This is a genomic window from Nocardia sp. NPDC050406 (genome assembly GCF_044459025.1).
Lineage (GTDB): Bacteria > Actinomycetota > Actinomycetes > Mycobacteriales > Mycobacteriaceae > Nocardia.
Map to the genome: position 1 here is coordinate 1,762,834 of NZ_JBITIM010000002.1, position 20,503 is coordinate 1,783,336.

21 protein-coding genes are annotated in these 20,503 nt (G+C 67.8%); 14 read left to right on the forward strand and 7 right to left on the reverse strand.

From position 1 onward, the window contains the following. The first annotated feature begins 210 nt into the window (after nt 1–210). Nucleotides 211–1,551, forward strand: a complete 1,341-nt coding sequence (locus ACIBH2_RS21370) for an MFS transporter (protein WP_397119913.1) — start codon at nt 211–213, stop codon at nt 1,549–1,551. Between the two features lie 60 nt (nt 1,552–1,611). Continuing rightward, the gene (locus tag ACIBH2_RS21375) at nt 1,612–2,025 is read left to right on the forward strand and encodes a nitroreductase family deazaflavin-dependent oxidoreductase (RefSeq protein WP_397119915.1); all 414 of its coding nucleotides are present in this window, start codon (nt 1,612–1,614) and stop codon (nt 2,023–2,025) included. Between the two features lie 381 nt (nt 2,026–2,406). Here the strand turns inward: ACIBH2_RS21375 and ACIBH2_RS21380 are convergent, their stop codons facing one another. Together ACIBH2_RS21380 and ACIBH2_RS21385 are read right to left on the reverse strand one after the other, a co-directional pair. Continuing rightward, nucleotides 2,407–3,204 carry a hypothetical protein gene (locus ACIBH2_RS21380; RefSeq protein ID WP_397119917.1) on the reverse strand — a complete coding sequence of 266 codons (798 nt, stop codon included), beginning with the start codon at nt 3,202–3,204 and terminating at the stop codon, nt 2,407–2,409. A 13-nt stretch (nt 3,205–3,217) separates the two neighbouring features. Continuing rightward, nucleotides 3,218–3,832 (reverse strand): TetR/AcrR family transcriptional regulator, encoded by a 615-nt coding sequence (locus tag ACIBH2_RS21385; RefSeq protein ID WP_397119919.1) that lies wholly within the window; start codon nt 3,830–3,832, stop codon nt 3,218–3,220. Between the two features lie 77 nt (nt 3,833–3,909). Between ACIBH2_RS21385 and ACIBH2_RS21390 the strand changes: the two genes are divergently transcribed. Both ACIBH2_RS21390 and ACIBH2_RS21395 read left to right on the forward strand, forming a co-directional pair. Then, nucleotides 3,910–4,299 carry a nuclear transport factor 2 family protein gene (locus tag ACIBH2_RS21390; RefSeq protein ID WP_397119921.1) on the forward strand — a complete coding sequence of 130 codons (390 nt, stop codon included), beginning with the start codon at nt 3,910–3,912 and terminating at the stop codon, nt 4,297–4,299. Nucleotides 4,300–4,313: 14 nt separating this feature from the next. Continuing rightward, on the forward strand, nt 4,314–4,814 hold the full coding sequence (locus ACIBH2_RS21395; protein ID WP_397119923.1) for an anthrone oxygenase family protein: 501 nt from the start codon (nt 4,314–4,316) through the stop codon (nt 4,812–4,814). A gap of 71 nt (nt 4,815–4,885) precedes the next feature. On the opposite strand, the gene ACIBH2_RS21400 is transcribed toward ACIBH2_RS21395, so the two are convergent. The 4 genes from ACIBH2_RS21400 to ACIBH2_RS21415 form a co-directional block, all read right to left on the reverse strand. Further along, nucleotides 4,886–5,755 (reverse strand): hypothetical protein, encoded by an 870-nt coding sequence (locus ACIBH2_RS21400; RefSeq protein WP_397119925.1) that lies wholly within the window; start codon nt 5,753–5,755, stop codon nt 4,886–4,888. A gap of 110 nt (nt 5,756–5,865) precedes the next feature. Continuing rightward, complete coding sequence (locus ACIBH2_RS21405; protein ID WP_397119927.1) at nt 5,866–7,935, reverse strand: M13 family metallopeptidase; 2,070 nt, start codon at nt 7,933–7,935, stop codon at nt 5,866–5,868. Between the two features lie 80 nt (nt 7,936–8,015). Next, a complete protein-coding gene (locus tag ACIBH2_RS21410) occupies nt 8,016–9,380 on the reverse strand; it encodes a glycoside hydrolase family 76 protein (RefSeq protein WP_397119929.1) in 1,365 nt (454 codons plus the stop codon). Between the two features lie 53 nt (nt 9,381–9,433). Further along, nucleotides 9,434–9,850, reverse strand: coding sequence for a VOC family protein (locus tag ACIBH2_RS21415; RefSeq protein ID WP_397120951.1), 417 nt, complete (start codon nt 9,848–9,850; stop codon nt 9,434–9,436). 85 nt (nt 9,851–9,935) lie between these two features. Between ACIBH2_RS21415 and ACIBH2_RS21420 the strand changes: the two genes are divergently transcribed. Together ACIBH2_RS21420 and ACIBH2_RS21425 are read left to right on the forward strand one after the other, a co-directional pair. Next, on the forward strand, nt 9,936–10,796 hold the full coding sequence (locus tag ACIBH2_RS21420; protein WP_397119931.1) for an LLM class flavin-dependent oxidoreductase: 861 nt from the start codon (nt 9,936–9,938) through the stop codon (nt 10,794–10,796). Between the two features lie 294 nt (nt 10,797–11,090). Next, entirely contained in the window at nt 11,091–11,882 is a 792-nt protein-coding gene (locus ACIBH2_RS21425) for a hypothetical protein (protein ID WP_397119933.1), read from the forward strand. A 1-nt stretch (nt 11,883) separates the two neighbouring features. On the opposite strand, the gene ACIBH2_RS21430 is transcribed toward ACIBH2_RS21425, so the two are convergent. Next, nucleotides 11,884–12,750 (reverse strand): MinD/ParA family protein, encoded by an 867-nt coding sequence (locus ACIBH2_RS21430; protein ID WP_397119935.1) that lies wholly within the window; start codon nt 12,748–12,750, stop codon nt 11,884–11,886. A gap of 317 nt (nt 12,751–13,067) precedes the next feature. Between ACIBH2_RS21430 and ACIBH2_RS21435 the strand changes: the two genes are divergently transcribed. The 8 genes from ACIBH2_RS21435 (at nt 13,068) to ACIBH2_RS21470 (ending at nt 20,396) form a co-directional block, all read left to right on the forward strand. Continuing rightward, a complete protein-coding gene (locus tag ACIBH2_RS21435) occupies nt 13,068–13,907 on the forward strand; it encodes an SDR family oxidoreductase (RefSeq protein WP_397119937.1) in 840 nt (279 codons plus the stop codon). Nucleotides 13,908–13,946: 39 nt separating this feature from the next. Further along, nucleotides 13,947–14,276: a plasmid stabilization protein gene (locus tag ACIBH2_RS21440; RefSeq protein ID WP_397119939.1), complete on the forward strand. Its 330-nt coding sequence runs from the start codon at nt 13,947–13,949 to the stop codon at nt 14,274–14,276. A gap of 132 nt (nt 14,277–14,408) precedes the next feature. Continuing rightward, nucleotides 14,409–14,684: a hypothetical protein gene (locus ACIBH2_RS21445; protein ID WP_397119941.1), complete on the forward strand. Its 276-nt coding sequence runs from the start codon at nt 14,409–14,411 to the stop codon at nt 14,682–14,684. Nucleotides 14,685–14,784: 100 nt separating this feature from the next. Beyond that, nucleotides 14,785–15,342 carry a type 1 glutamine amidotransferase domain-containing protein gene (locus ACIBH2_RS21450; protein ID WP_397119943.1) on the forward strand — a complete coding sequence of 186 codons (558 nt, stop codon included), beginning with the start codon at nt 14,785–14,787 and terminating at the stop codon, nt 15,340–15,342. A 58-nt stretch (nt 15,343–15,400) separates the two neighbouring features. Further along, on the forward strand, nt 15,401–16,114 hold the full coding sequence (locus tag ACIBH2_RS21455; RefSeq protein WP_397119945.1) for a phosphatase PAP2 family protein: 714 nt from the start codon (nt 15,401–15,403) through the stop codon (nt 16,112–16,114). A gap of 91 nt (nt 16,115–16,205) precedes the next feature. After that, a complete protein-coding gene (locus ACIBH2_RS21460) occupies nt 16,206–18,326 on the forward strand; it encodes a TRAP transporter permease (RefSeq protein WP_397119947.1) in 2,121 nt (706 codons plus the stop codon). After that, nucleotides 18,323–19,312, forward strand: coding sequence for a TAXI family TRAP transporter solute-binding subunit (locus tag ACIBH2_RS21465; protein WP_397119949.1), 990 nt, complete (start codon nt 18,323–18,325; stop codon nt 19,310–19,312). The genes ACIBH2_RS21460 and ACIBH2_RS21465 overlap by 4 nt, the downstream gene beginning before the upstream one ends. A gap of 49 nt (nt 19,313–19,361) precedes the next feature. Further along, complete coding sequence (locus ACIBH2_RS21470) at nt 19,362–20,396, forward strand: AraC family transcriptional regulator ligand-binding domain-containing protein (protein ID WP_397119951.1); 1,035 nt, start codon at nt 19,362–19,364, stop codon at nt 20,394–20,396. The last annotated feature ends 107 nt before the right edge of the window (nt 20,397–20,503 follow it).

Sequence of the window (20,503 nt, forward strand, 5' to 3'; positions counted from 1 at the left end):
CCCGGTCGAGCCCTCGTCGTACCGGATCGGTCGAGGGCGGATTCGGCTGCGGAGTGCGTCGGTGGCGACGTGGGTGCACACCTCCCGTGCTGGTCGGCACGGTTCGGCTACTACGGCGTGTCAGCGGGGCGTCGCGGCACGGTGCCCAGGTAGATTCGGTTCATTTGCTGAACGTTCGCTGCTTTGGTTGGGGTGTGGCGAGGAGGCCAGTTGACTACCACCGTCATCGACGACGCTCCCTTCACCGGATTCCACAAGCGGTTGGCCATCGCGTGTTCGGGCGGGCCGCTGTTGGACGGCTACATTCTCAGCATCGTCGGCACCGCGCTGATCGGGATGACCGACGAACTCCAGCTCAGCACCACCGATATCAGTCTGATCGGCGCATCCGCGCTGATCGGCATGTTCATCGGCGGCACGCTGTTCGGGGTGCTCACCGACAAGATCGGGCGCGAGGTCATGTACACCGCCGACCTGGTCGTGATGGCGGCGTGCTCGATCTTCTCGTTCTGGGCCGAATCCGTGTGGCTGATCGTCATTCTGCGGTTCATCCTCGGTATGGCGGTGGCCGCCGACTATCCGATCGCCACGTCGTTGCTGGGGGAGTGGTTGCCGCGCAAGCAGCGGGGGACGCTGCTCGGCTTCCAGATTGTGGCGTGGTACGCGGGCGCGGTGCTCGCCTATGTGGTCGGCTACATCTGCCTGACCTTCTTCGGCCCGGGCAGCTGGCGCTGGCAACTGGCCAGCAGTGCGCTGCTGTGCGCCTTCTTCCTGATCATCCGGCAGAGCACCGCGCCGGAGTCGCCGCGCTGGCTGGCCCAGCACGGGCGGGCGGACGAGGCCGCGCGCATGGTGAAGAAGTTCCTGCACGTGAACATCTCGCCCGCGGAGTTGGTGGAGTCGGGGGAGGAGTCGCATCCGGCGCAATCCTCGCTACGGGAGATCTTCCGGCCGAAATACCGTAAGCGCACGGCTTTCTGCTGCGGGTTCTTCCTCTGCCAGGTCGCGGTCCTGTTCGCCATGCTGACCTTCGGTCCGACCATTCTGGAGAGTTTCGGCATGCCCGCGGGCACCTGGATGGACACCCTCGGCGTGGCGTTGATCAGCATGGTGTTCCTGGTCGGCTGCCTGCCCGCCATGCGGTTGATCGACACCGTGGGTCGCCGCCCCACCATCGTGTGGTGCTTCGGGCTCATGGTGATTCCGGTGCTGTGCATCGGGTTGTGGCCGACCATGCCGACGGTGCTGGCCTTCCTCATGCTCTGCCTGTACGCGTTCTTCTGCGGCGGCCCGAACGTACTCGACTGGACCTACCCGAACGAGCTGTTCCCCACCCACATTCGCGCGACCGCCGTGGGTTTCGCCACCTCCATCAGCCGTGTCGGTGCGGCCTTCGGCACCTACCTGCTGCCGTGGTCCCTCGACCATCTCGGCATGGGCGCGACCTTCCTGTACGCCGCGGGCCTGACCGCCATCGGCTTCCTCATCTGCGTCTGGGGCGCACCCGAGACCAAGGGCCGTGACCTGGCCACGGCCTCGGCGCAGAGCTGACCGGAATTTCACGCCGCCGGGTCGGGTTGCTGCCGAAGACCCTTCGACAGGACAGGTGAGATGAACGCATTCAACGACAATGTCATCGCGGAGTTCCGCGCCAATGGCGGCAAGGTCGGCGGCCCCTTCGAGGGCCGCGACAATATGGTCCTGATCACCACCACCGGCGCGAAATCCGGCCGCCGAGTAACCAACCCCCTCGTCTACGTCCCCGACGGCGACCGCATCATCCTCATCGCCTCCAACGGCGGCGCCGACAAACACCCCGCCTGGTACCACAACCTCCGCGCGAACCCCGAACTACAGGTCGAACTCGGCACCGAAACCTACATCGCCAAAGCCGAATTCCTCACCGGCCCCGAAGCCGACAGCCTCTACCAACGCATGGTCGACCGCATGCCCCAATTCGCCGACTACCGAGCCAAAACCACCCGCCAAATCCCCGTGATAGCGGTCCACCGCCAACCGGCGTAATCAACGCCTCCCTACGGCGCCCCGCTGAGCCTTCCGCTCCCGCACCCGCTCGACAACCGCGCTGACAAACGGCCAAGGCGAATACAGCGTCAACAACCCCACCGAAACAAACAACATGATCACCGGCCCATCACTCCCCACCCGCTCCCAATACCCACAGGGCCCCACACTGTCCGGAATCCAAGCACACTCCGGATGAGCCCCCGCCCACCACACAATCCCCAACATCAGGAAGAACGCCAAACCCACGGCTATCGCAATGGCTTTGGCGACCCGTAAGAGAACGCTCATCCGCTCAACGTTGGCCTGGCCGGTCGAAATCCGCAACAACACGCCACTTTTCGCCCCCTGACCCCGATTTTCGACCGCTCAGGCCAACCCTCACGCACCTGACCCCCTATCGCCCACAGGTGCCTGCCTCCAACTAGCAACGAAATGACCTAACCCTTGGCAGGCGGACTCCAAAAGAGTTGCGTGGAAGCGCTGTTCCCCGGCGGCACCGGCCAGAACCTGCCAGGCCGCTCGGCCGGTGGCGTTGAAGCCTCGGGATTCGCGAGGGGTGAGCTGGCCGAGGGTCGTGGTGTCGGCCTCGGCCAAGGCTTGGGCGATCTTGGCGTCGAAAGTAGCTGCGGCGCTGTCCGGGTGTGGGCGGGTTGTCACGCCGCGGACCGCTGAGCCTTCGCCGAGGACGAGCATCGCTACATTGTCGGTGCGCCCAGCCAAGTCTTTGCCCAGCGCGAGGCATTCCTCGGGGGTGGCGTCGTAGGAGATGGCTTGGAAGACGATGTCTATCAGGATCATTCCAGGCGGGGTGCCGGTGATGAGGAGCCAATAGCCGAGAGAAAGGGTCAGCGGCAGGGGTTGGGGTTCGCCGCTGCCTTCCCAGCCGAATTGCCAGTCGATGCCAGCCTGTCGGAGGCTGGCGTATGCGCCGGAGGAGTCGAAAGTTCTTGTTGTCTCGTCACCTCCGACGACGACGAGAAGATCGGGTGTGGGCTCGTCGTGGGTCGCGGGGACAGCCCTGCCGTTCGCGTCGACGCCCAATTGCGGGATGTTCAGTCGCCGAACGGATTCCAAGCAGGCGGTGCGCGAACGGTCCCATTCGGCGGCGGCTGGACCGGCGACGGCGGGTATCAGACCCGGCGGATGGGGGCATATGGCGGCCGAGGTCAGAGGCACCGGTTCTCCTAGGTCAGGTTCTCTTCACCTTCGCATCGGGAGGGGGCGGTTCGTTGTTCGGGTTGCCGACTATGCGGAGGATGGTGGTGCGGAGGGTTTCTCGGGCTTCGGGGAGGGTGAGGGTGTTGTTGCGGACTTGGTCGCCTGCGGTGTGGCTTATGGCGATTATGGCGGCTACGAGCCATTGGGGGGATTGGGTGGGGGTGAATTCGCCTGCGTGTTGGCCGCGTTGGATGAGGCGGAGGAGGCGGGGGTGGATGGGGATGTGGCGGTCTTCGTCTCGTTGGGCGGCGAAGGCGCCCAGGTGTTGGGGGGTGGGGGATTTCTTGAAGAATTGCCAGCCTACGTCGAGCATGCGCAGGAGGGCCTCGGTGGCGGTGCCGCTGTCGAGTTCGGCGGCGTCCAGGGCGGCGACGGCTCGGGCGGTGGTGTGGTCGAGGACGGCGTGTAGGAGGTCTTCGCGAGAGGTGAAGTGCGCGTAGACCGTTTGGCGGGTGACGCCCGCTTCGGCGGCTATGGCGGCCATGCCGACATCGGGGCGGTCGGCCAGGAGGCGGGTGGCGGCCTCGAGGATGTCGGCCCGACTGCGTTCCGCGTCCGCGCGACGCTTCGACCGCGCTTCGGTCAAAATCTTACATCCTTGTCAAAGTTAGTGGTGGTGTCCTAGCCTTTACAGCGTTGTAAGAATTCTACGGCTGGAGTGCCATGACCGTCTCGTCGACCCCGGTGACCGCGCAGTTCATCACCGACTTCTTCACCGCCTACACCGCCGCCGCCCTGGACCCGGACCTGCCCGCCGAGGAGGTGATCGACCGCTTCCACACCCCGGATATCGTGCAGGTCTCCGACGGCATCACGCTCGATCGCGACCGTCTGGTCGCGCATATCCGCCCGGTGCGAAAGAACCTGCGCGACTACCGATTCGAGGTGCACGAGGCGCTCGCCGACGGCCCGCGCTTCGCCGTCCGCATGACGATTCACGCCCAGATGCGCAAGGAGGCCATCGACACCGAGGTCTTCATGTTCGGCGAGTTCACCCCCGACGGCCGATTGCGGCGGGCCAACGGCCACTCGCGAACCCTTCCGACCGCCTGACCCAGGAGACCACCGTGCGTGTCCGTATCGTCCAAGCCCTCGCCCTCCTCGCCACCGGTCTGCTCGCAGGCGCATTCGGTTACGGCGCGGCCAATCTCGCCCCGACCTTCCGTCGCGTCCCGTTGCAGATGCGCTTGGAATTCCACACCGACCTCATGCGCAACAACAGCGTCAGCATGCAGCTGACCATGGCGATCGCGGCCCTGAGCTGCCTCACGCTGGCCGCCCTGCGCCGCGGCCGACCCCGCGCCGTCGCCGCCGCCGCGGGCGCGCTGGTGGTGGCGTCGTTCGGCATCACCCGTCTGGGCAATGTGCCGATCAACCACCAGATCAACCGATGGGCGGTGGAAGGCGCACCGGCGGACCACCTTTCGATCCTCACGCGCTGGGACTACTTCCACTACCTGCGCACCGGTACCGCGCTCATCGCCTTCGCCCTGCTCATCGCCCTCACCCTGTGGTCGACTTCGGAGCGCGTCACGCCGGAGCGGTCACTGGCCGCCGCGTCGGCTTGACCGTCGCGAACCAGGCCGGTGCACCACTGTCCTACTCGTGGGCCTCCGGTCTGGTTCCACCGCCGTCCGGTCTAGCTCTCCATTCCGGCCAACCGATTGCGCCGCACGACCTCCTCGTGGAGTGCGGCGACGGGTCCGGGCAGATCCCCGGGCGTGCGCAGGGTCGGACGGGGCATGGGCTCGACGTCCGAGTCGATCATCGTCACGCGAATCACCGCGCCCGGGCGGTCCAAGGCCCACGCGTGCGTATGTCCCGGCCGCGGATAGGTTTTCGCTTCGGAGCCGTACACGAACCGGGAGTCGTCGGCCACGAGTTTGAACCGTCCCGCCACCGAGTCGCCGTCACCCTTGTTACCGGGATCCAGCAGCGACAAGGCGTCCTGCACCGCGCGCAGCAGCTTGTCGCGGTCGGGAGTCTGCATGGCGGGAATCCGTGGCGCGCAGTCGGGTTCGACCGCGGCGATGCGCTCGGACTGGTCCTCGAACCGCGCCGGGAACGGCAGCGTGAAGCACACGTCGATGTGCACGGGCGCGTCGATGGGCTGCCACCGAATTCCCACCTGCCGCAACGCATCCGCGGCAATGGTGTCGCGCCACCCGTACATCTGCTTGTCCGCCGCCCGCAACTGCCCGGGAGCCACCGCGACCATGGATCCCTGGGTCTTCGGCACACCGTGCGACACCAGCCACAGCGTGCGATCCGGCACCGACGCCATCCCGCCGAGCCCGAGTTCGGTCACCACCGCGTCACCGGTCGCTGCCTCGAACCGGTTCGCCCGCTTGCGAGTTCCGGTGCGCGGCGCACGGCGGGCGGTCGCCCCCTCGGCGTTGTGCCCACAGCGCGGGCACTGCGGCGTACTCGTACCCACCAGAAACCCGCAGCCAGCGCAGATACGGCGATGACCGGCATCGATGAGAGCTTGCGCGTCGAATGCGGGCACGCGGCCTAAGCCCCCGTCCCGGGGTGCGGTGGGTGGCTGATCATCGGCGATCCTTTCGACGGCGGGGCCTGCGGACCGATTGTCCCTCACGACCCCGCCCGCCCCGCGGATCACATGGCCACGCGCCCCGCTTCCGGCAGGAACATGCGGTCGGATTCCTGTACTCCGAAGGCGCTGTAGAACTCCGGCATATTGCGAACCACCTGGTTGACGCGGAATTCGGCGGGGGAGTGCGAATCGAGACCGAGCATCATGGCCCGATATTCCGGACTCGCGGCATGTCGCCACATACGGCCGTAGGCCTGGAACAGCGGCCGATAGTCCGGATTCGACACGCCGCGTCTCTGTTCGGCGAGACGGAACGCGGCCAGCGCGGTGGTGAGCCCGCGCAGATCCGCCAGATTCTCGGTGACGGTGAGCGCGCCGTCGACATGCTGGTCGGGCCGCAACCCTTCGGGCACGAGCGAGTTGTACTGCGCGACGACTACTTGCGCCTTGGCGTCGAACGCGGCCGCGTCCTGCGGGGTCCACCAGTCGCGCAGGGTGCCGTCCGGATCGTATTTGGATCCGCTGGTATCGAAGCCGTGGCCCATTTCGTGGGCGATGATCATGCCGATCCCGCCGTAGTTGACCGCGGCGTCGGCGTCCGGATCGAAGAACGGCGGTTGCAGAATCGCCGCGGGCAGGGCGATCTGATTGAGTTCCCAACTGTAGCTGGCGTTCACGTCGGCGGCGCACAACATACCCCACTCGCCGCGGTCGACCGGACGTTCCAGTTTCGCCAGGCGCGCGCCGTACGCGAAGGCGTCGGCCGCCCGCAACGCGGCGATGAGATCGCCCTGTGGAATGGTCAATCCGGTGTAGTCGCGCCCACTGCGCGGTGCGCCGACCATGGCGATCACCTTGTCCACCTTGACGACCGCGGTCTGCCGCGTCGGCTCCGACATCCACGGCGTCGCGGCGAGCGCTGTCCGATAGGCGCTCAGGAGATCGCCGACCATCTCCTCGGCGAGTTTGCGCGCCGTCTCCGGGAAGTGGTGTTCGACGTAGGCGCGCCCGAGCGCGTCGCCCAGCCGCTCTCGCACCACCCTGACCGCCGAGCGCCACGGCTCCGGCGGCTGCTGGGTGCCTTGCAGTGCCCGGTCGGCCCAGTCGAAGTGCGCCCGCGTGAACGGCGTGGACAGGGTTGGCGCGTAGCGCGCCAAGACGTTGAGCCGCAGATACTCTCGCCATACGGCGATATCGGTGCGCTCCCACAGCCGCGCCGCCACCGGGAAGTATCCGGGTTGGTCCACGAGCACCGTCGCGAAACCCGCGGGCTTGTCGGTGAGCCCGGCGAGCCAGGCCTCCCAGTCGAAACCCGGTGCCATCTCCCGCAATTGGCTCCACGAGTACGGGTTGTAGGATGTCAGGTCCGCGATGACCTGGGTCAGGCTCACATGCGCCTCGGCGAGCGCGGACTCCACTTCGTAGACGCGGGTGGCGATCTCCGCCGAGCCGGTCATTCCGGCCGCGCTCGCGATGCGGTCGAGATAGGTGCGGTAGGCGACCCGTTGGTCGGCGAATTGCGGGTCGCGATAGTACGAGCCGTCCGGCATCCCGAGCCCCGACTGTACGAGGTAGGCGCGATGCGCGGTCGTGTTCTTGCGGTCGGCTTCGACGCGGAAACCGATGAGCCCCTGCACTCCCAGCCGGTTGAGCCGTCCCATCACCCGTGCGAGATCCGCCTTGCCGGAGGCGTTGTCGATCTCGCTCAGCAGATCGGCCAGTGGCGCGATTCCGGCGCGGTCGCGGGCTGCGGTATCGAGGAAGCTCGCGTAGATATCGCGCATCCGCTGTTCGTCGGTATCCGGCGCTGCGTCGGAAAGTCCTTCGAGGATGTCCCGCTGCCGTGTCTCGTTGCGGTCGATGAGTTCCTCGAAAGCCCCGTAGGAGGGCTTGTCGGCCGGTAATTGGAACTCCCGCAGCCAGGTTCCATTGATGTGCCGGTACAGGTCGTCCTGCGGTCGTACGGCCGCATCCACCCCTGACAGATCCGGTCCGGTCGCGCGCGGTGCGCTCGCCGACGAGCACGAGGCCAGTGTCGCGAGCAGCGGCAGCGCCGCCGCGGCCGCGAGAAACCCCCGCCGATTCGGTCGGAACCCCTGGTTGTCTGTCGAATCCTTGTCCCACCCAGTCATATTCGCGACTGTACGTATCGACGCGGCGCGTTGAATCGTCCTGAAGGCTGACCCGCACCCCGAGACGGACCCGGGGTCGACTACTCCGCGTTGAGTGCGTCGATGGCGGCCGCCTGGGTGGCGAAGGTCGGCGTGTCGTCGGGCTGTGCCGGTGCCTGCCAACGGAATCCGTACTCGTCGTCCACGCCCGGCAACGAGTTCGCCTGGCGAGCGAGGAAATAGGGAGACGCGCTCTGAGAGCGCCTGGTATCGACGAGTTCTCGATAGGCGCGCACGAAGACGCCCTTGAAGGTCTCCGCGTCCTTGCAGTCGGGGCCGGGGCAATCCTTGGCGGCGGATTCGACCAGGACACCGTCGCGCAGGAACGGCGATCCGGCACCGGTGCTCGCGGCCATGACCCGATCGGCGTCACGCAGCCGCGCCTTGTTGCCGGTGGCCCGGTACATGGCCACCAGGCCGCTGACCATCGCGCCCTGGCCGTAGGTCCACCGGGTGCCGACATCGGCTGGCACACAGGTGTCGCCCTGCTGGTCGAGGTGATCGTTGATCAATCCGGAGGGGTCGAGCAGCATTCGCCCGGCGCGCTGGGCGAACCACTCCCAGGTCTGCTGTGCCCGCGCGAAATACGAAGCGCGGGCGGCTGATTCGACCCGGATGCTCAATCGCGCGGTCGCCGTCAGGTACAGCTCGTTGGTGATCGAATTGACCTGGGTCCACGGCCGAAGATGCGGGTCGACGCCCCTGCGCGCCCACGCCAACCCACCGTCGCAGAATGTCGCGTGCTGATCATCGAGACTGTCCACGATCGTGCGGGAAGCCGCGAGGTAGCGCTGCTCGCCGGTGAGATCGAAGGCGTCCAGCCAGGCCAGCGCCCACCACAGCGCATCGTCGTTGTAGCCGGTGTCGCGGGGCAGCCCCGTCCGCGAAACCATTCCGTGCCTGTAGGTTTCGTCGAGATAACCGACGTACTGCCGATCGCCGGTGCGCGCCATGTAGCCGATGAGCGAGGTGAGGGCATTGGCGCTCTGCCACACGCTGGCGTCGCCGCCCCACCGGCCGTTCTCGTGGTCGTAGCGGTCGAGCAGTCGCTCCACCGCGCGCAGTCCGCGGTCCGGATTCGGATCGTGGCGGCCCATCCAGCGGGTGCACCGCACCTCCGGTCGGTCACCGGCGCGCCCGCAGGCCCGCAGCACACCGTCCTCGAAGCCGAAAGCCGCTGTGCGCGCGGCCGTCTCGTTCGCGGCCACCTCGATCTCGCCGAGCTGAACCTGCTCGGTATCGGTCCGCCGATCCAGCCACACCCGATCCCCGGGCCGCCCGTCCGCGATGGTCGCCGTCGCCGTGCCCGCCGCCGTGGTGAGCGTGATGGTGCGCGCCCACTGCCGAACCTGCGACACCGTACTGGTATCCGGTACGGGCCGCTCGTGGTGGAACAGTGGCCGCACGGCCAGGAATGTCCCGACCGCGAGTACGCAGCCGAGGACACCCCACCGCGCCCTCATACTTTGCGGACGACCAATTCGAGGGCGATGTTGTCCGGGTCGCGGAATTCCAGAATGTACATCGGCCCAAGGTCTTTCACGCCCGCGTGGGCGATGCCGAGTTCGTCGAGCAGCGTCGCCGCCGCCTCGAGGTCCGCGCGTGATTTCAGTGAGAAGGCGAGATGGTCGAGCCCTACGCGGTTTTCGTCGAAGGCGTCCGCGCCGACGGGCCGCAGCCCCAACAGCGTGTTGCCCATCTGGTAGATCACGCCGCCGAACAGGAACCAATAGCGTTCGCGGGTCTCGGCATCCGCGTCGGCGGGCATCTCCCAGGCGATCGGCCAGCCGAACACCGCCTCGTAGAAGGCGCGGGACCGGTCGATATCGGTCACCGTCAAACGGACATGGTCGAACGAATCGCAGGCAATCGGCACGTCCCGATGCTGCCACAGCACCGGGTGATCCGGCTCGACCACCGATCCGACCGGGGATGTCGGTGGGATCTGGTAGGCATGGGACATGACGATCCTGGGAGCGGTGTTTCGGCCGGAGACGCCACCGGAGCGCCTGCGCGAAGTGGTTCGCGTGGCGGATGATTCGGGGCTCGAGGAGCTGTGGCTGTGGGAGGACTGCTTCCTCGAAGGAGGCGTGTCGGCGGCCGCGCTCGCCCTGGCCTGGAGCGAGCGGGTGCGCATCGGAGTCGGTGTATTTCCCGTGCCGCTGCGCAATGTCGCGCTCACCGCCATGGAGGTCGCCACGCTGGAGCGGTTGTTTCCCGGCCGGGGCATATGGGGTGTCGGGCACGGCGTCCAGGACTGGATGGGCCAGGTCGGCGCACGGGTCGCCTCCCCGATCACCCTGCTGCGCGAATACCTCGATGCTCTGCGCGGACTGCTCGCCGGTGAGCGCCTGACCGTGAAGGGGCGCTACATCCAACTCGACGATGTGGCCCTGGACTGGCCCCCGGCCGCCGCCCCCGCGATCCTGGCCGCCGCCACCGGCCCGAAAACCCTGCGCCTGGTGGGCGAATCCGCCGACGGCCTGGTCCTCACGGCAAGCACCACCTCCGACGGCGTCCGTACCGCCCTCGACCTCGCCCGCCCCGAACCCAGCGCCGATCCCTTCCCCGTGGTCGTCTACCTCCTGACCGCCACCGGCCCCGACGCCGCCGACCGACTAGCCGCCGAGCTGCGCGCCGAACACGGCGACGCCGCCCCCGATGTCGGCGTGGCGGGTGATGCTCGGACCATCGCCGCGGCCGTCACTCGCTACGCCGAAGCCGGTGCCACCCACGTCATCCTCCAACCCACCACCACCGAACCCGACCCGGTCGGCTTCGTCCGCTTCGTCGCCGAACAGGCCCGCCCGCTGGTGCGCTGAGCCGTCCACCAGGGTCGCCAGGCGCGATACCACCGGTCGAGGCGGAGTCCGCCGCCGCGACCGGTGTGGTGCAGGCGGGGCTCGCTACCGCGAGTGGTGTGGTGCAGGCTTAGCCCGCCACCGCGAATGGTGCAGTGCAGGCGGTTTCGCTGCCGCGAAGGTGCACTGCCGGAGGGGTCCGCTGCCGCGAACGGTGTGGTGCGAGCCCGGATTACCGCAGTCGGGCGCGCTCGACGCACCGGCCGCAGCGGCGTACGACAACGGTGGGTGACGGATGGTCAGTAGCATCGGGATGTGAGCAACGGCGAGGTGTGGGGCTCGATCGGGTTGGCCGCGGTGGCCGCGTGCGCGCTCCTGACGGGGTGCGGCAGCGGCGACGAGCACGGTGGGCACGCGGCGACGACCACGCGGGCGGTGTCTTCGGTTCCGCCGCAGCGGGATTCGACCGGCACGACCACATCCACTGCGCCGGAGGCGACCGTGCCGGTGGGGGAGGTGCCCGGCAATCCCGCTGCCGCCGAGGCACTTCGGCCGTGGGTGCGCGACCTCGTGGCGGGGGACGTCGACCAGGTGGTCCGCAAGTGCTGGACCATCGAGCCCGACAACGCGCGGCGGATGTATGCCGACACCGACGGGATTCTCGCCGCCGTCGCGCAACCCGGGATCGACGGGCAGTTCGCGGTGTCGTGGCGGGGACCCGCGCTCACCGTCAGCGTCAAGCGGGGCGAGATCGCCTCCGGGTACGCGTGTCCTCGGGTCGCTCCGGCCGAGGCCACCTCGACGTTCAACGAGGCCGACGCGCGCTATGCCGTGCGGCGGTACCTCTCCCGATGGGTGGGCAAGCCCGTCGACCCGGACGACACCGAGGGCAGGTACCCGCTCGTGTGCGCCGGGTCCGTTCTGGCGAACAATCCCGGAAAGCTCACCGGGACAACCGCGTTCGGCGACCTCACCTCGAACCCCACGGGGATCTCCGATGTCGAGGTATCGGTACCGGTCACCAACTCCTCGGGCGTCACCCGGCCGGTGGTCTTCACCGCGACCATCCAGTCCGAGGGCTACTGCCTCACCGACGCGGTGGGCTGAGCTACCGCAACAGGTTCACGATCTTGCGGTACGCGGATCGAGTAGGCGGCGACAAGCGCTTCCAGGACATCGGGCCACCGGCGGCCAGATGCGCGTCATAGGGGATCTCGGTGACCGCGCGCACCAGCTTGCCCAGATAGTGCCGGGCGTGCTCGGCGATCAACGGCCCGTCGCTGCGGTGCTGGCGGGTGACCACGATGACCGCCTCGGCCAGATGGAACTGGCTGTAATTGTCATCGAGCCAGATCAGCGCCGGTTTGAGCCGGTTCACCGCGTCGGCGCGGGCGGCCAGCGTGATGACCAGCGCGATCCGGGAATCCGCCAGCAGCGGCGCGATCATCCGATTGCTGACCGGGGCCCCGCCATCGTAGATCGGCAGGCATCCGGCCGCGCACAGGTCGCGGTGCACCGAGGCGTAGGTCTCGCGCCGAGGCAGCGCCTCCGGCCCGCGCGGCAGCACCCCGAATCCGGCGCTGTTCTCCCCGGAACTGTCCAGCACCGACGGCGCGAGCCCGCGCGGGGTCATATTCAGCCAGTTCTGCACCGTCCCCGCGGCATCGATGGTGTCGCAGCCGCGCTGGGCCAGATCGCCGCCGGTGGCCGTGGCATCGACCACGATCGGCGAACGCTCCCCGTACTCCGCGGCGGCGGCCGAGGCGATCCCGAGTGCGGTGGTGGTGGCCCCCGCACCCCCGGAACTGCCGATCACCAGTGCGGCGGGTATTCCGGCCCACAGCAGAAACCCGTCCCCGCCGTGCGTGCGCACCAGATCGGTCGGCGATCCGGGGGGAGCCGGGCGCAACAGCAGTGAGAGGTCCGTCGGCGTTGTCGAAGGGTCGGCCGGATGATCGGGGAAATTGTCGAACACTGGAGATTCCTTTGTGCAAGCGGCAATTCGGATCTGCGGAATCGGGATGACGAGGGCGCGCCGATGCGCCCAACCCCCTGCGTGCCCCCTTCGGTCCCACTACCGATGCAGAGTCCAAAAGTTCTGCTGTTCAACGCCTTTCAGTGACGCAGAATATTACACGAATCGCGCCCGCGCGATGGTTCATCGGCAACCGTTCACCCGCCGGTTCCCCGGCCCCGTCGCCGCCTTCCCACCTGCCGCGCACGCTGCTGTTTTGCCGCCGCGTAGGCGGGTAGCGCTGCCATGTACGGGTTCCGACAGGAAGGGCAGCAGCCATGGGATTTCCCGAGCAGCAGCAACAAGTGCCCGGAACGCAGCAGCAGATGCGCCCGGCGCCGGATTGTGGTGAGGACAGCTACCAGGGTTCGGGCAAGCTGACCGGCAAGGTCGCCGTGATCACCGGGGCCGACAGCGGTATCGGTCGCGCCGTCGCCATCGCCTTCGCGCGCGAGGGCGCGGATGTGGTGCTGTCGTACCTCAACGAGCACGACGACGCCGCCGAGGTGGAGAAGTACGTGCGCGACGCGGGCCGCCGCGCGGTCCTGATCCCCGGCGATCTCTCCGACACCGCGCACTGCTATTCGATTATCGAGACCGCGGTGCGGGAATTCGGCGGCATCGACATTCTGGTGAGCAATGCCGCCTACCAGATGACGCACGAAACCCTCGAGGAGATCAGCGACGAGGAATTCGACTACACCTTCAAGGTGAATGTCTCCGCCTACTTCACCCTGGTGAAGGCGGCGCTGCCGCATCTGAAGCCCGGAGCCTCGATTATCGGCAGCTCCTCGGTGAATTCCGATATGCCCTCGCCGACGCTGGCCCCCTACGCCGCCACCAAGGCCGCCATCGCCAACTTCTCCGCCAGCCTCGCCCAGCTGCTGGGGCCGCGCGGCATTCGCGTCAACAGCGTTGCGCCCGGTCCGATCTGGACGCCCCTGATCCCCTCGACCATGCCGGTCGAGAAGGTCACCAAGTTCGGTGACGATGTGCCGCTGGGACGGGCGGGGCAGCCCGCCGAACTCGCCGCGGCCTACGTCCTGTTGGCCAGCGACGACGGCAGCTACATATCCGGCGCGCGAGTGGCGGTGACCGGCGGTCGCCCCATTCTCTGACGCGGTGACACACAGGAAAACGAGTCGAGGAGAAATGCCATGCCCAAGGAATGGACCGACAAGCAGGAACGACAATACGAGCACATCAAGGACTCCGCGCAGGACCGCGGCGCGAGCACCAAGCGCTCCAAGGAGATCGCGGCCCGCACGGTGAACAAGAACCGCGCCCAGGCCGGTCAGACCAAGACCGCCAGCCGCAGCTCGGTCAAGGACAAGTCACCGCAGCAGCGCGGCGGCCAGCGCTCGGGCCGCAGCGGACCCAAGGGTCCCACCCGCGACCAGCTCTACAACGAGGCCAAGAAGCGCAATATCAAGGGCCGGTCGAAGATGACCAAACACGAACTGGAGAAGGCCCTCGGCCGCGGCTGAGCGGCCCGATTCCAGACCGCCGCGCGATCGGACCGCGCACCGCCGAATCGGCGTGGCGTGGTTCGGTCGCCGGTTGCTGGGTATTGCCCAGATACGGGCAGGTCTGCACCGCCCGTCTACTGGAGGTGCGTCATGACACATGCATGGATGGGACGCGACCGGCGGATCCGCCACCACGCCGGAGAAGGTATCGAGGACGGCTACAACGTGCCGGGCATCGTCATGTGCGGTTTGGCCGTCGTGGCCTTGGCCCTGACGCTCACCGCCGCCGGATACGGCTACGAGGGATGGGCGATCATCGGCGCGATCGGCTGCGCGGTGCTGTTCCTCAGCGGCGCGACGTGGCTGTGGGCCGAGTATCGGCGCGAACGCCGACACCGTCCCGAGGAGATTCGCCAAGGGCACTGATCGCCCGCGAAACGATCTTGGACATATTGGTGCCGGGCCGCCGTTTCGGCGGCCCCGCGCCGGGTAGTGCGCACAGGTAATCGATCGAAGGAGGAAACCTGTGTCCGCACAACTCGACGGCGCGCGTGTCCTGATCGTCACCTCCAATGCGGGGGTGGAGCACGACGAATTGCTGGTGCCCCGCGACAAGCTGCGCGAACGCGGTGCCCGGGTGATGCACGCGGCCATGAAAGGCGAAGGAGTCCAGACCTATCGGCACGACCTCGAGCCCGCCGAGACGGTACAGCCGGATATGGCACTCGACGCCGTGGACCCGGCCGATATCGACCTGCTGGTGATTCCCGGCGGCACCGTCAACGCTGACAAACTGCGCATGGACGAACGCGCTCAGGATCTGGTGCGCACCCTCAGCTCCGCCGGAACGCCCGTCGCCGCGATCTGCCACGGCCCGTGGCTGCTCGTCGACGCAGGGGTGGTGCCCGGTAAATCGCTGACGTCCTACGCCTCGGTGCGCACCGATATCGTCAATGCCGGAGGCCGGTGGGTGGATGAACCGGTGGTGCGCGACGAGGAGAACGGGTGGACGCTCATCACGTCCCGCAAACCGGATGATCTGCCGGATTTCGTCGATGCCATCACCGACCGATTGACGAGCTGACGCGAATCGCGTTCGGCCTCTCACGGTTATCTCAGCTATTCGGTGGCATTGTCGAGATGTGCCGTTCACACCACTACTGCATCCCGAACACCCGACAGCCGCCACCGGACGACAACCGAGCGGGCGGCTGTTCCTCGCCGGTATCGCCACCATGGTGATGTGGTCGGTGATGTTCACCGGACTCACCGCCGTGGTGGTGCGGGCGAACGGTCCGACCGAGGTGGATATCGACGGCATGCAGTGGATCGTCCAGCACCGCACCAAGGCGCTCACGGTGGTGGCCGAGGTGCTGGCCATCCTCGGCGGGACGGTGTGTATGACCCTGCTCGCCATGACCGCCTGCGGACTGCTGATCTGGCAACGCCAGTGGGACGCGGCAATCCTGGTGGGGGTCACGGGCTTCGGGGCCGGGGTGCTGGTCGTGGTGCTGAAGTACCTCGTCGGACGCGATCGGCCGCCGGTGACGGGCAGCCTCGCCTCGGAGACCTCGCACGCCTACCCCTCCGGCCACAGTCTGGGCTCCTTCGTCGTCATCGGCATCGTGATGATCGTGGCGCTGCGCTTCCTGCACGGCATCGTGCACCGGGTGCTCCCCGCCGCGGCGGCGATCGTGGTGGCGGCCGTCGGACTCTCGCGCATCTATCTCGGAGTGCACTGGCCCACCGATGTTCTCGCCGGGTGGATACTCGGCGCGCTCTGGCTCACGCTGTGCCTCACCGTCTTCGGCTACGTGAGCACGGTGCTCGCCCGAGACGCGCTGCGCGAGTCCTGACTCCGCGAGCCCGGTCGTCCGGGAGCGCCGAGTCCACCCGGATACCCCCGTTTCGGGTGCCGACCACGCGGTCCGGTGTTAGTTTCTCGCCATGTCGGCCCGACACGATCTTGCGACACCGGCCGAACTGGGGGTCGACGACGAGGAGCGGCCCGCGCGGATACTCTCCGGGTGGGCCGAGCGCTTCGTCGCGATATGCGGTTTCGGTATCGCGATTCTGGTGCTGTGGCAGGTGTTTCGGCCCTTGCCGCAGGGGAGCCAGTACTACCTGGTGGTCTTTCTGGCCGCCACGCTGCCGCTGATCTTCCTGAGCTACCGGTCCGGATGGGGTCGCCTCGATCGCGGGCGGGGCCTGCTCGACCGCGATGACGGTCCGGCCGTGCTGGACTGGGTGCTGGCCGCGGTGGCGCTGGCGGTGTGCCTGTATCCGGTGCTGCCGTTCACCATTGGCAGCGGCGGGGGCGGGTACGACGCCTTCCTGGATCGGCAGGGGCTGCTCGATCCGGTCGATATCGCCATGGGCGCGGTGGTGTTGGCGCTCGTACTGGAGGCCTGTCGCCGCACCACCGGGTGGGTGCTGCCGGTGGTGTGCGGGCTGTTCTTGGCCTACGGCTACTACGGCGGATTCCTGCCGCAGGACTGGTCCATCGCCCACGCGGGACTGGATTTCGCGCAGATCGTCGACGCGCTGTACAACTCCGGCAGCGGGTTCTACGGGACGCCGCTGGATGTGACGGCCAGCTATATCGCGCTGTTCACCATTTACGGCGCGGTGCTCGAATTCTCGGGTGCGGCACGGTTTTTCGTGGATCTGTCGGTCGCGCTGTTTCGGCGGTCGCACAGTGCGGCGGGGCGCACGGCGGTGTCCTCCGGATTCCTGCTGGGCACCGTCTCCGGGTCGGGCACCGCCACGGCGGTGAGTACCGGCGCGGTCACCTGGCCGATTCTGCGCCGGGCTGGATATCGGCCCGAACAGGCCGGTGGCGTGCTGGCCGCGGCCGGTGTCGGCGCGATTCTCTCCCCGCCGACCCTCGGGGTGGCGGCCTTCATCGTGGCCGAGTACCTGGAGGTCTCCTACCTCACGGTGCTGCTGTGGGCCTCGATTCCGACCCTGCTGTACTACCTGGGAATCCTGCTAGCGGTCGAGATCGACGCACGCCGATTCCATTCGCGCGCAGTGGCACTCGGCCCGGACGAGGTGGGGGAGGAGCCCACTCCGGCCTGGAAGCTGCTGGCGCGCTTCGGCTATCACTTCCTGTCGCTGATCGCCATCGTGGTGCTCATGCTCCTCGGCATGGGCGCGACGCGGGCGGTGGTGTACGCGACGGCCCTGGCCTTCGTCCTCGCCGTCGCCGATCGGGCGGTGCGGCAGCGTGATTCGTCGAGTGGCGACCGGCTGCGGGAGTTCGCGGCCGGGGCGTTCACGGCGCTGTCGCACGGTATTCGGCAGGCGCTGCCCGTGGTAGCGGTCTGTGCCGCCGCCGGAACCATTACCGCCATGACCACCAAGACCGGGCTCGGCGCGCAGCTCGCCGCCGTCCTGGTGCGCGCCGCCGAGGCGGTCTCGGACAATGCCACCGTGGTGCTGGCCTGCACCATCGTGCTGGCCGCCGTGGCCTTGGCCCTACTGGGCCTTGCCATTCCGGTGACGGCCTCGTTCGTCATCGGGTGGGTGATCATCGCGCCCGCCCTGCTCACCCTCGGCGTCTCCGGACCCGCCACCGCCATGTTCGTCTTCTACTATTCGGTGCTCTCCGAGGTGACGCCGCCCACCGCGCTGGCCGCGGTCGGCGCGGCGGCGGTCACCGGGGCCAAACCCGTGCCGACCATGTGGCAGACGCTGCGCTACGCCCTGCCCGCCTTCCTGGTGCCGGTGGTCTTCGTCCTCACCGACACCGGGGAACGGCTGCTCGGTCGCGGGCCGATTCCGGGCATCGTGGCGACGGCCGCGGTGGTGGCGCTCGGCATCGCCGCGCTCGCGATGGCAACGGGCGGTTGGATTTTCGGCGTCGGCGAGGCACGCCCGCCCGCCCGGATCATGGCCGGGCTGGCCGGTCTCGTCCTGCTGTATCCGAGCCCGGTCACCCTCGGTCTCGGCGCGGCGCTGCTGGCCGTCGCCGCCGTGCTCACCCGAGTGCTGCGGACCGAACCCGCACCCGCACAAGCTGATTCACCGGCGCGCGTCGCCGATTCGACAGGAGGCATGTCATGAGGAGACTCGTCACGATGGCCGTGGCCGCGGCGGTGGCGGCCGCGCTGCTCACCGGCTGCGGGGGCAGACGCGATGCGCCACAGGCCGATACCGGCGGCGAGATCACCTGCGAGGTGAATCAGGAGACCCGCATCGGTATCGCCACCGGCAATGCCACCGGCGTCTACTTCGCCCTCGGCAACGCCTATGCCGAACAGATCTCCCAGGCCACCGGCGGCACGGTCAAGGCCACCGCCGCCGAGACCGGCGCCTCGGTGCAGAACATTCAGCAACTGGTGGCGGGCACCTATCAGGTCGCCTTCTCCCTCGCCGATTCCGCGGCCGACGCGGTGCTCGGGACCGGCGGTTTCGACGGGAAGCAGCCCGTGCAGGCGCTCTCGCGCATCTACACCAACTACACGCAGGTCATCGTGCGCGAGGGCGTGAACATCAACTCCGTCGCCGATATGCGCGGCAAACGCGTCTCCACCGGCTCCCCGAAATCCGGCACCGAGGTGATCGCCCAACGGTTGCTCCAGGCGGCCGGACTCGACCCGGACAAGGATGTCTCCGCGCAGCGGCTCGACCTCGCCAAGACCGTCGACGGGATGAAGGACGGCTCCATCGACGCCATGTTCTGGTCCGGCGGCCTGCCCACCCCGGGCATTACCGACCTGTTCACCACCGCCCGGGACAAGGTGCGCTTCCTCGACATCGCGAATCTGCTCGACCAGATGCGCACACTGAACCCGGTGTACGAGCGCGGCGTGATCCCCGCCGCCACCTACGGTTTGGGCGCCGACGTCCAGACCATCGTGGTGCCCAATGTCCTGTTGGTCCGCGACACCATCGACGCCAATCTCGCCTGTGTGCTCACCAAGGTGCTCTTCGACCGCAAACCCCAACTGGAGCAAGCCAATCCGGCCGCCAAGGGCATCGACAAAGCCGCCGCCGCGAATACCGACCCGGTCCCGTTGAACCGAGGAGCCGAGCACGCGCTGAAGTAAACCCACGATTCCGCCCGGGTCGACGCCGCGAGTTTGCGACGATTCGTAGGTGACGGAGGAGTTCACGCGGCTGAGGTCCATCACGAGTACCGCCCTGCTGGTCGATTTCGCGGTGGGGCGCGGGCTCGCCGTGGCGTCCGTGCTGGAGGGGACCGGCATCGAGCCCGCGGACTTACGGGATCAGGGCGCGGAAGCCACACTGGGGCAGGAGCTCGCCGTCATGCGCAATATCGTCGCGCGTATCGGTGACGAACCCGGGCTGGGGCTGCTGGCCGGACTGCTGTGCCATCCGCCGCGCATGGGCGTGCTCGGCTTCGCCATGATGAGCTCCCCGAATCTGCGCGCCGTGCTGGAGATCGGACTGCGCTATATCGATCTGTCGTTCACCATGGCCGATCTGACGCTGCGCCAGCACGGTGACGAGGTGCTCATCGTGCGCGAGGACCGGGTGTTGCCGCCGGATCTGCGCCAGTTCGCCACCGAGCGCGACCTCGCCGCCATCGGCACCATTCAGCAGGACCTGGTGCCCGCCCGGCTTCCGGCGGTCCATGTCGAACTGCCGCTGGACTCGCACCCCATCTACGAAACGGTCGGCACCCTGCTGGGTGCGGAGACGCTCGTCTTCAACGCCCCGCGAGCTGTCATTCGTATTCCCGCCAAGGCGCTGGAACTGCCACTGCCGCAAGCAGATCCGGCCACCACGCGCTACTACGAGGAGCAGTGCGCCGACCTCATCCAGCGCCGCCGCAATCGCGCGGGGCTCAGCGGGCGGGTGCGGCAGCTGCTCATTCGCCGGGGTGGTCTGGCCGAACAGGCCCGCATCGCCGCCGATCTCGATATCAGCGTCCGCACCCTGCGCCGCCGCCTCGCCGAGGAGGGCACGACTTTTCGCGAATTGAGCAGCGAGACAGTCGGATTGCTCGCCGAGGAACTGCTCGTGGCCGGACTCACCGTGGAGAATGTCGCCGAGCGGCTCGGCTACTCCAGCGTCTCGGCGTTCACCACCGCGTTTCGCGCGTGGAAGGGGGAGTCGCCCGGGCGCTTCGGGCGGGTGCACCGCGGCCATCCGACGGTATCGGCGTAGCGACGGGCGACCTGGACGGCCAGGATTACAAAAGGCCGACATATGGGATGAATTTGGCTCGGTGTCGGGATGCCGTGATCTAGGTTGGGCTGATTCGATCCCGTCGA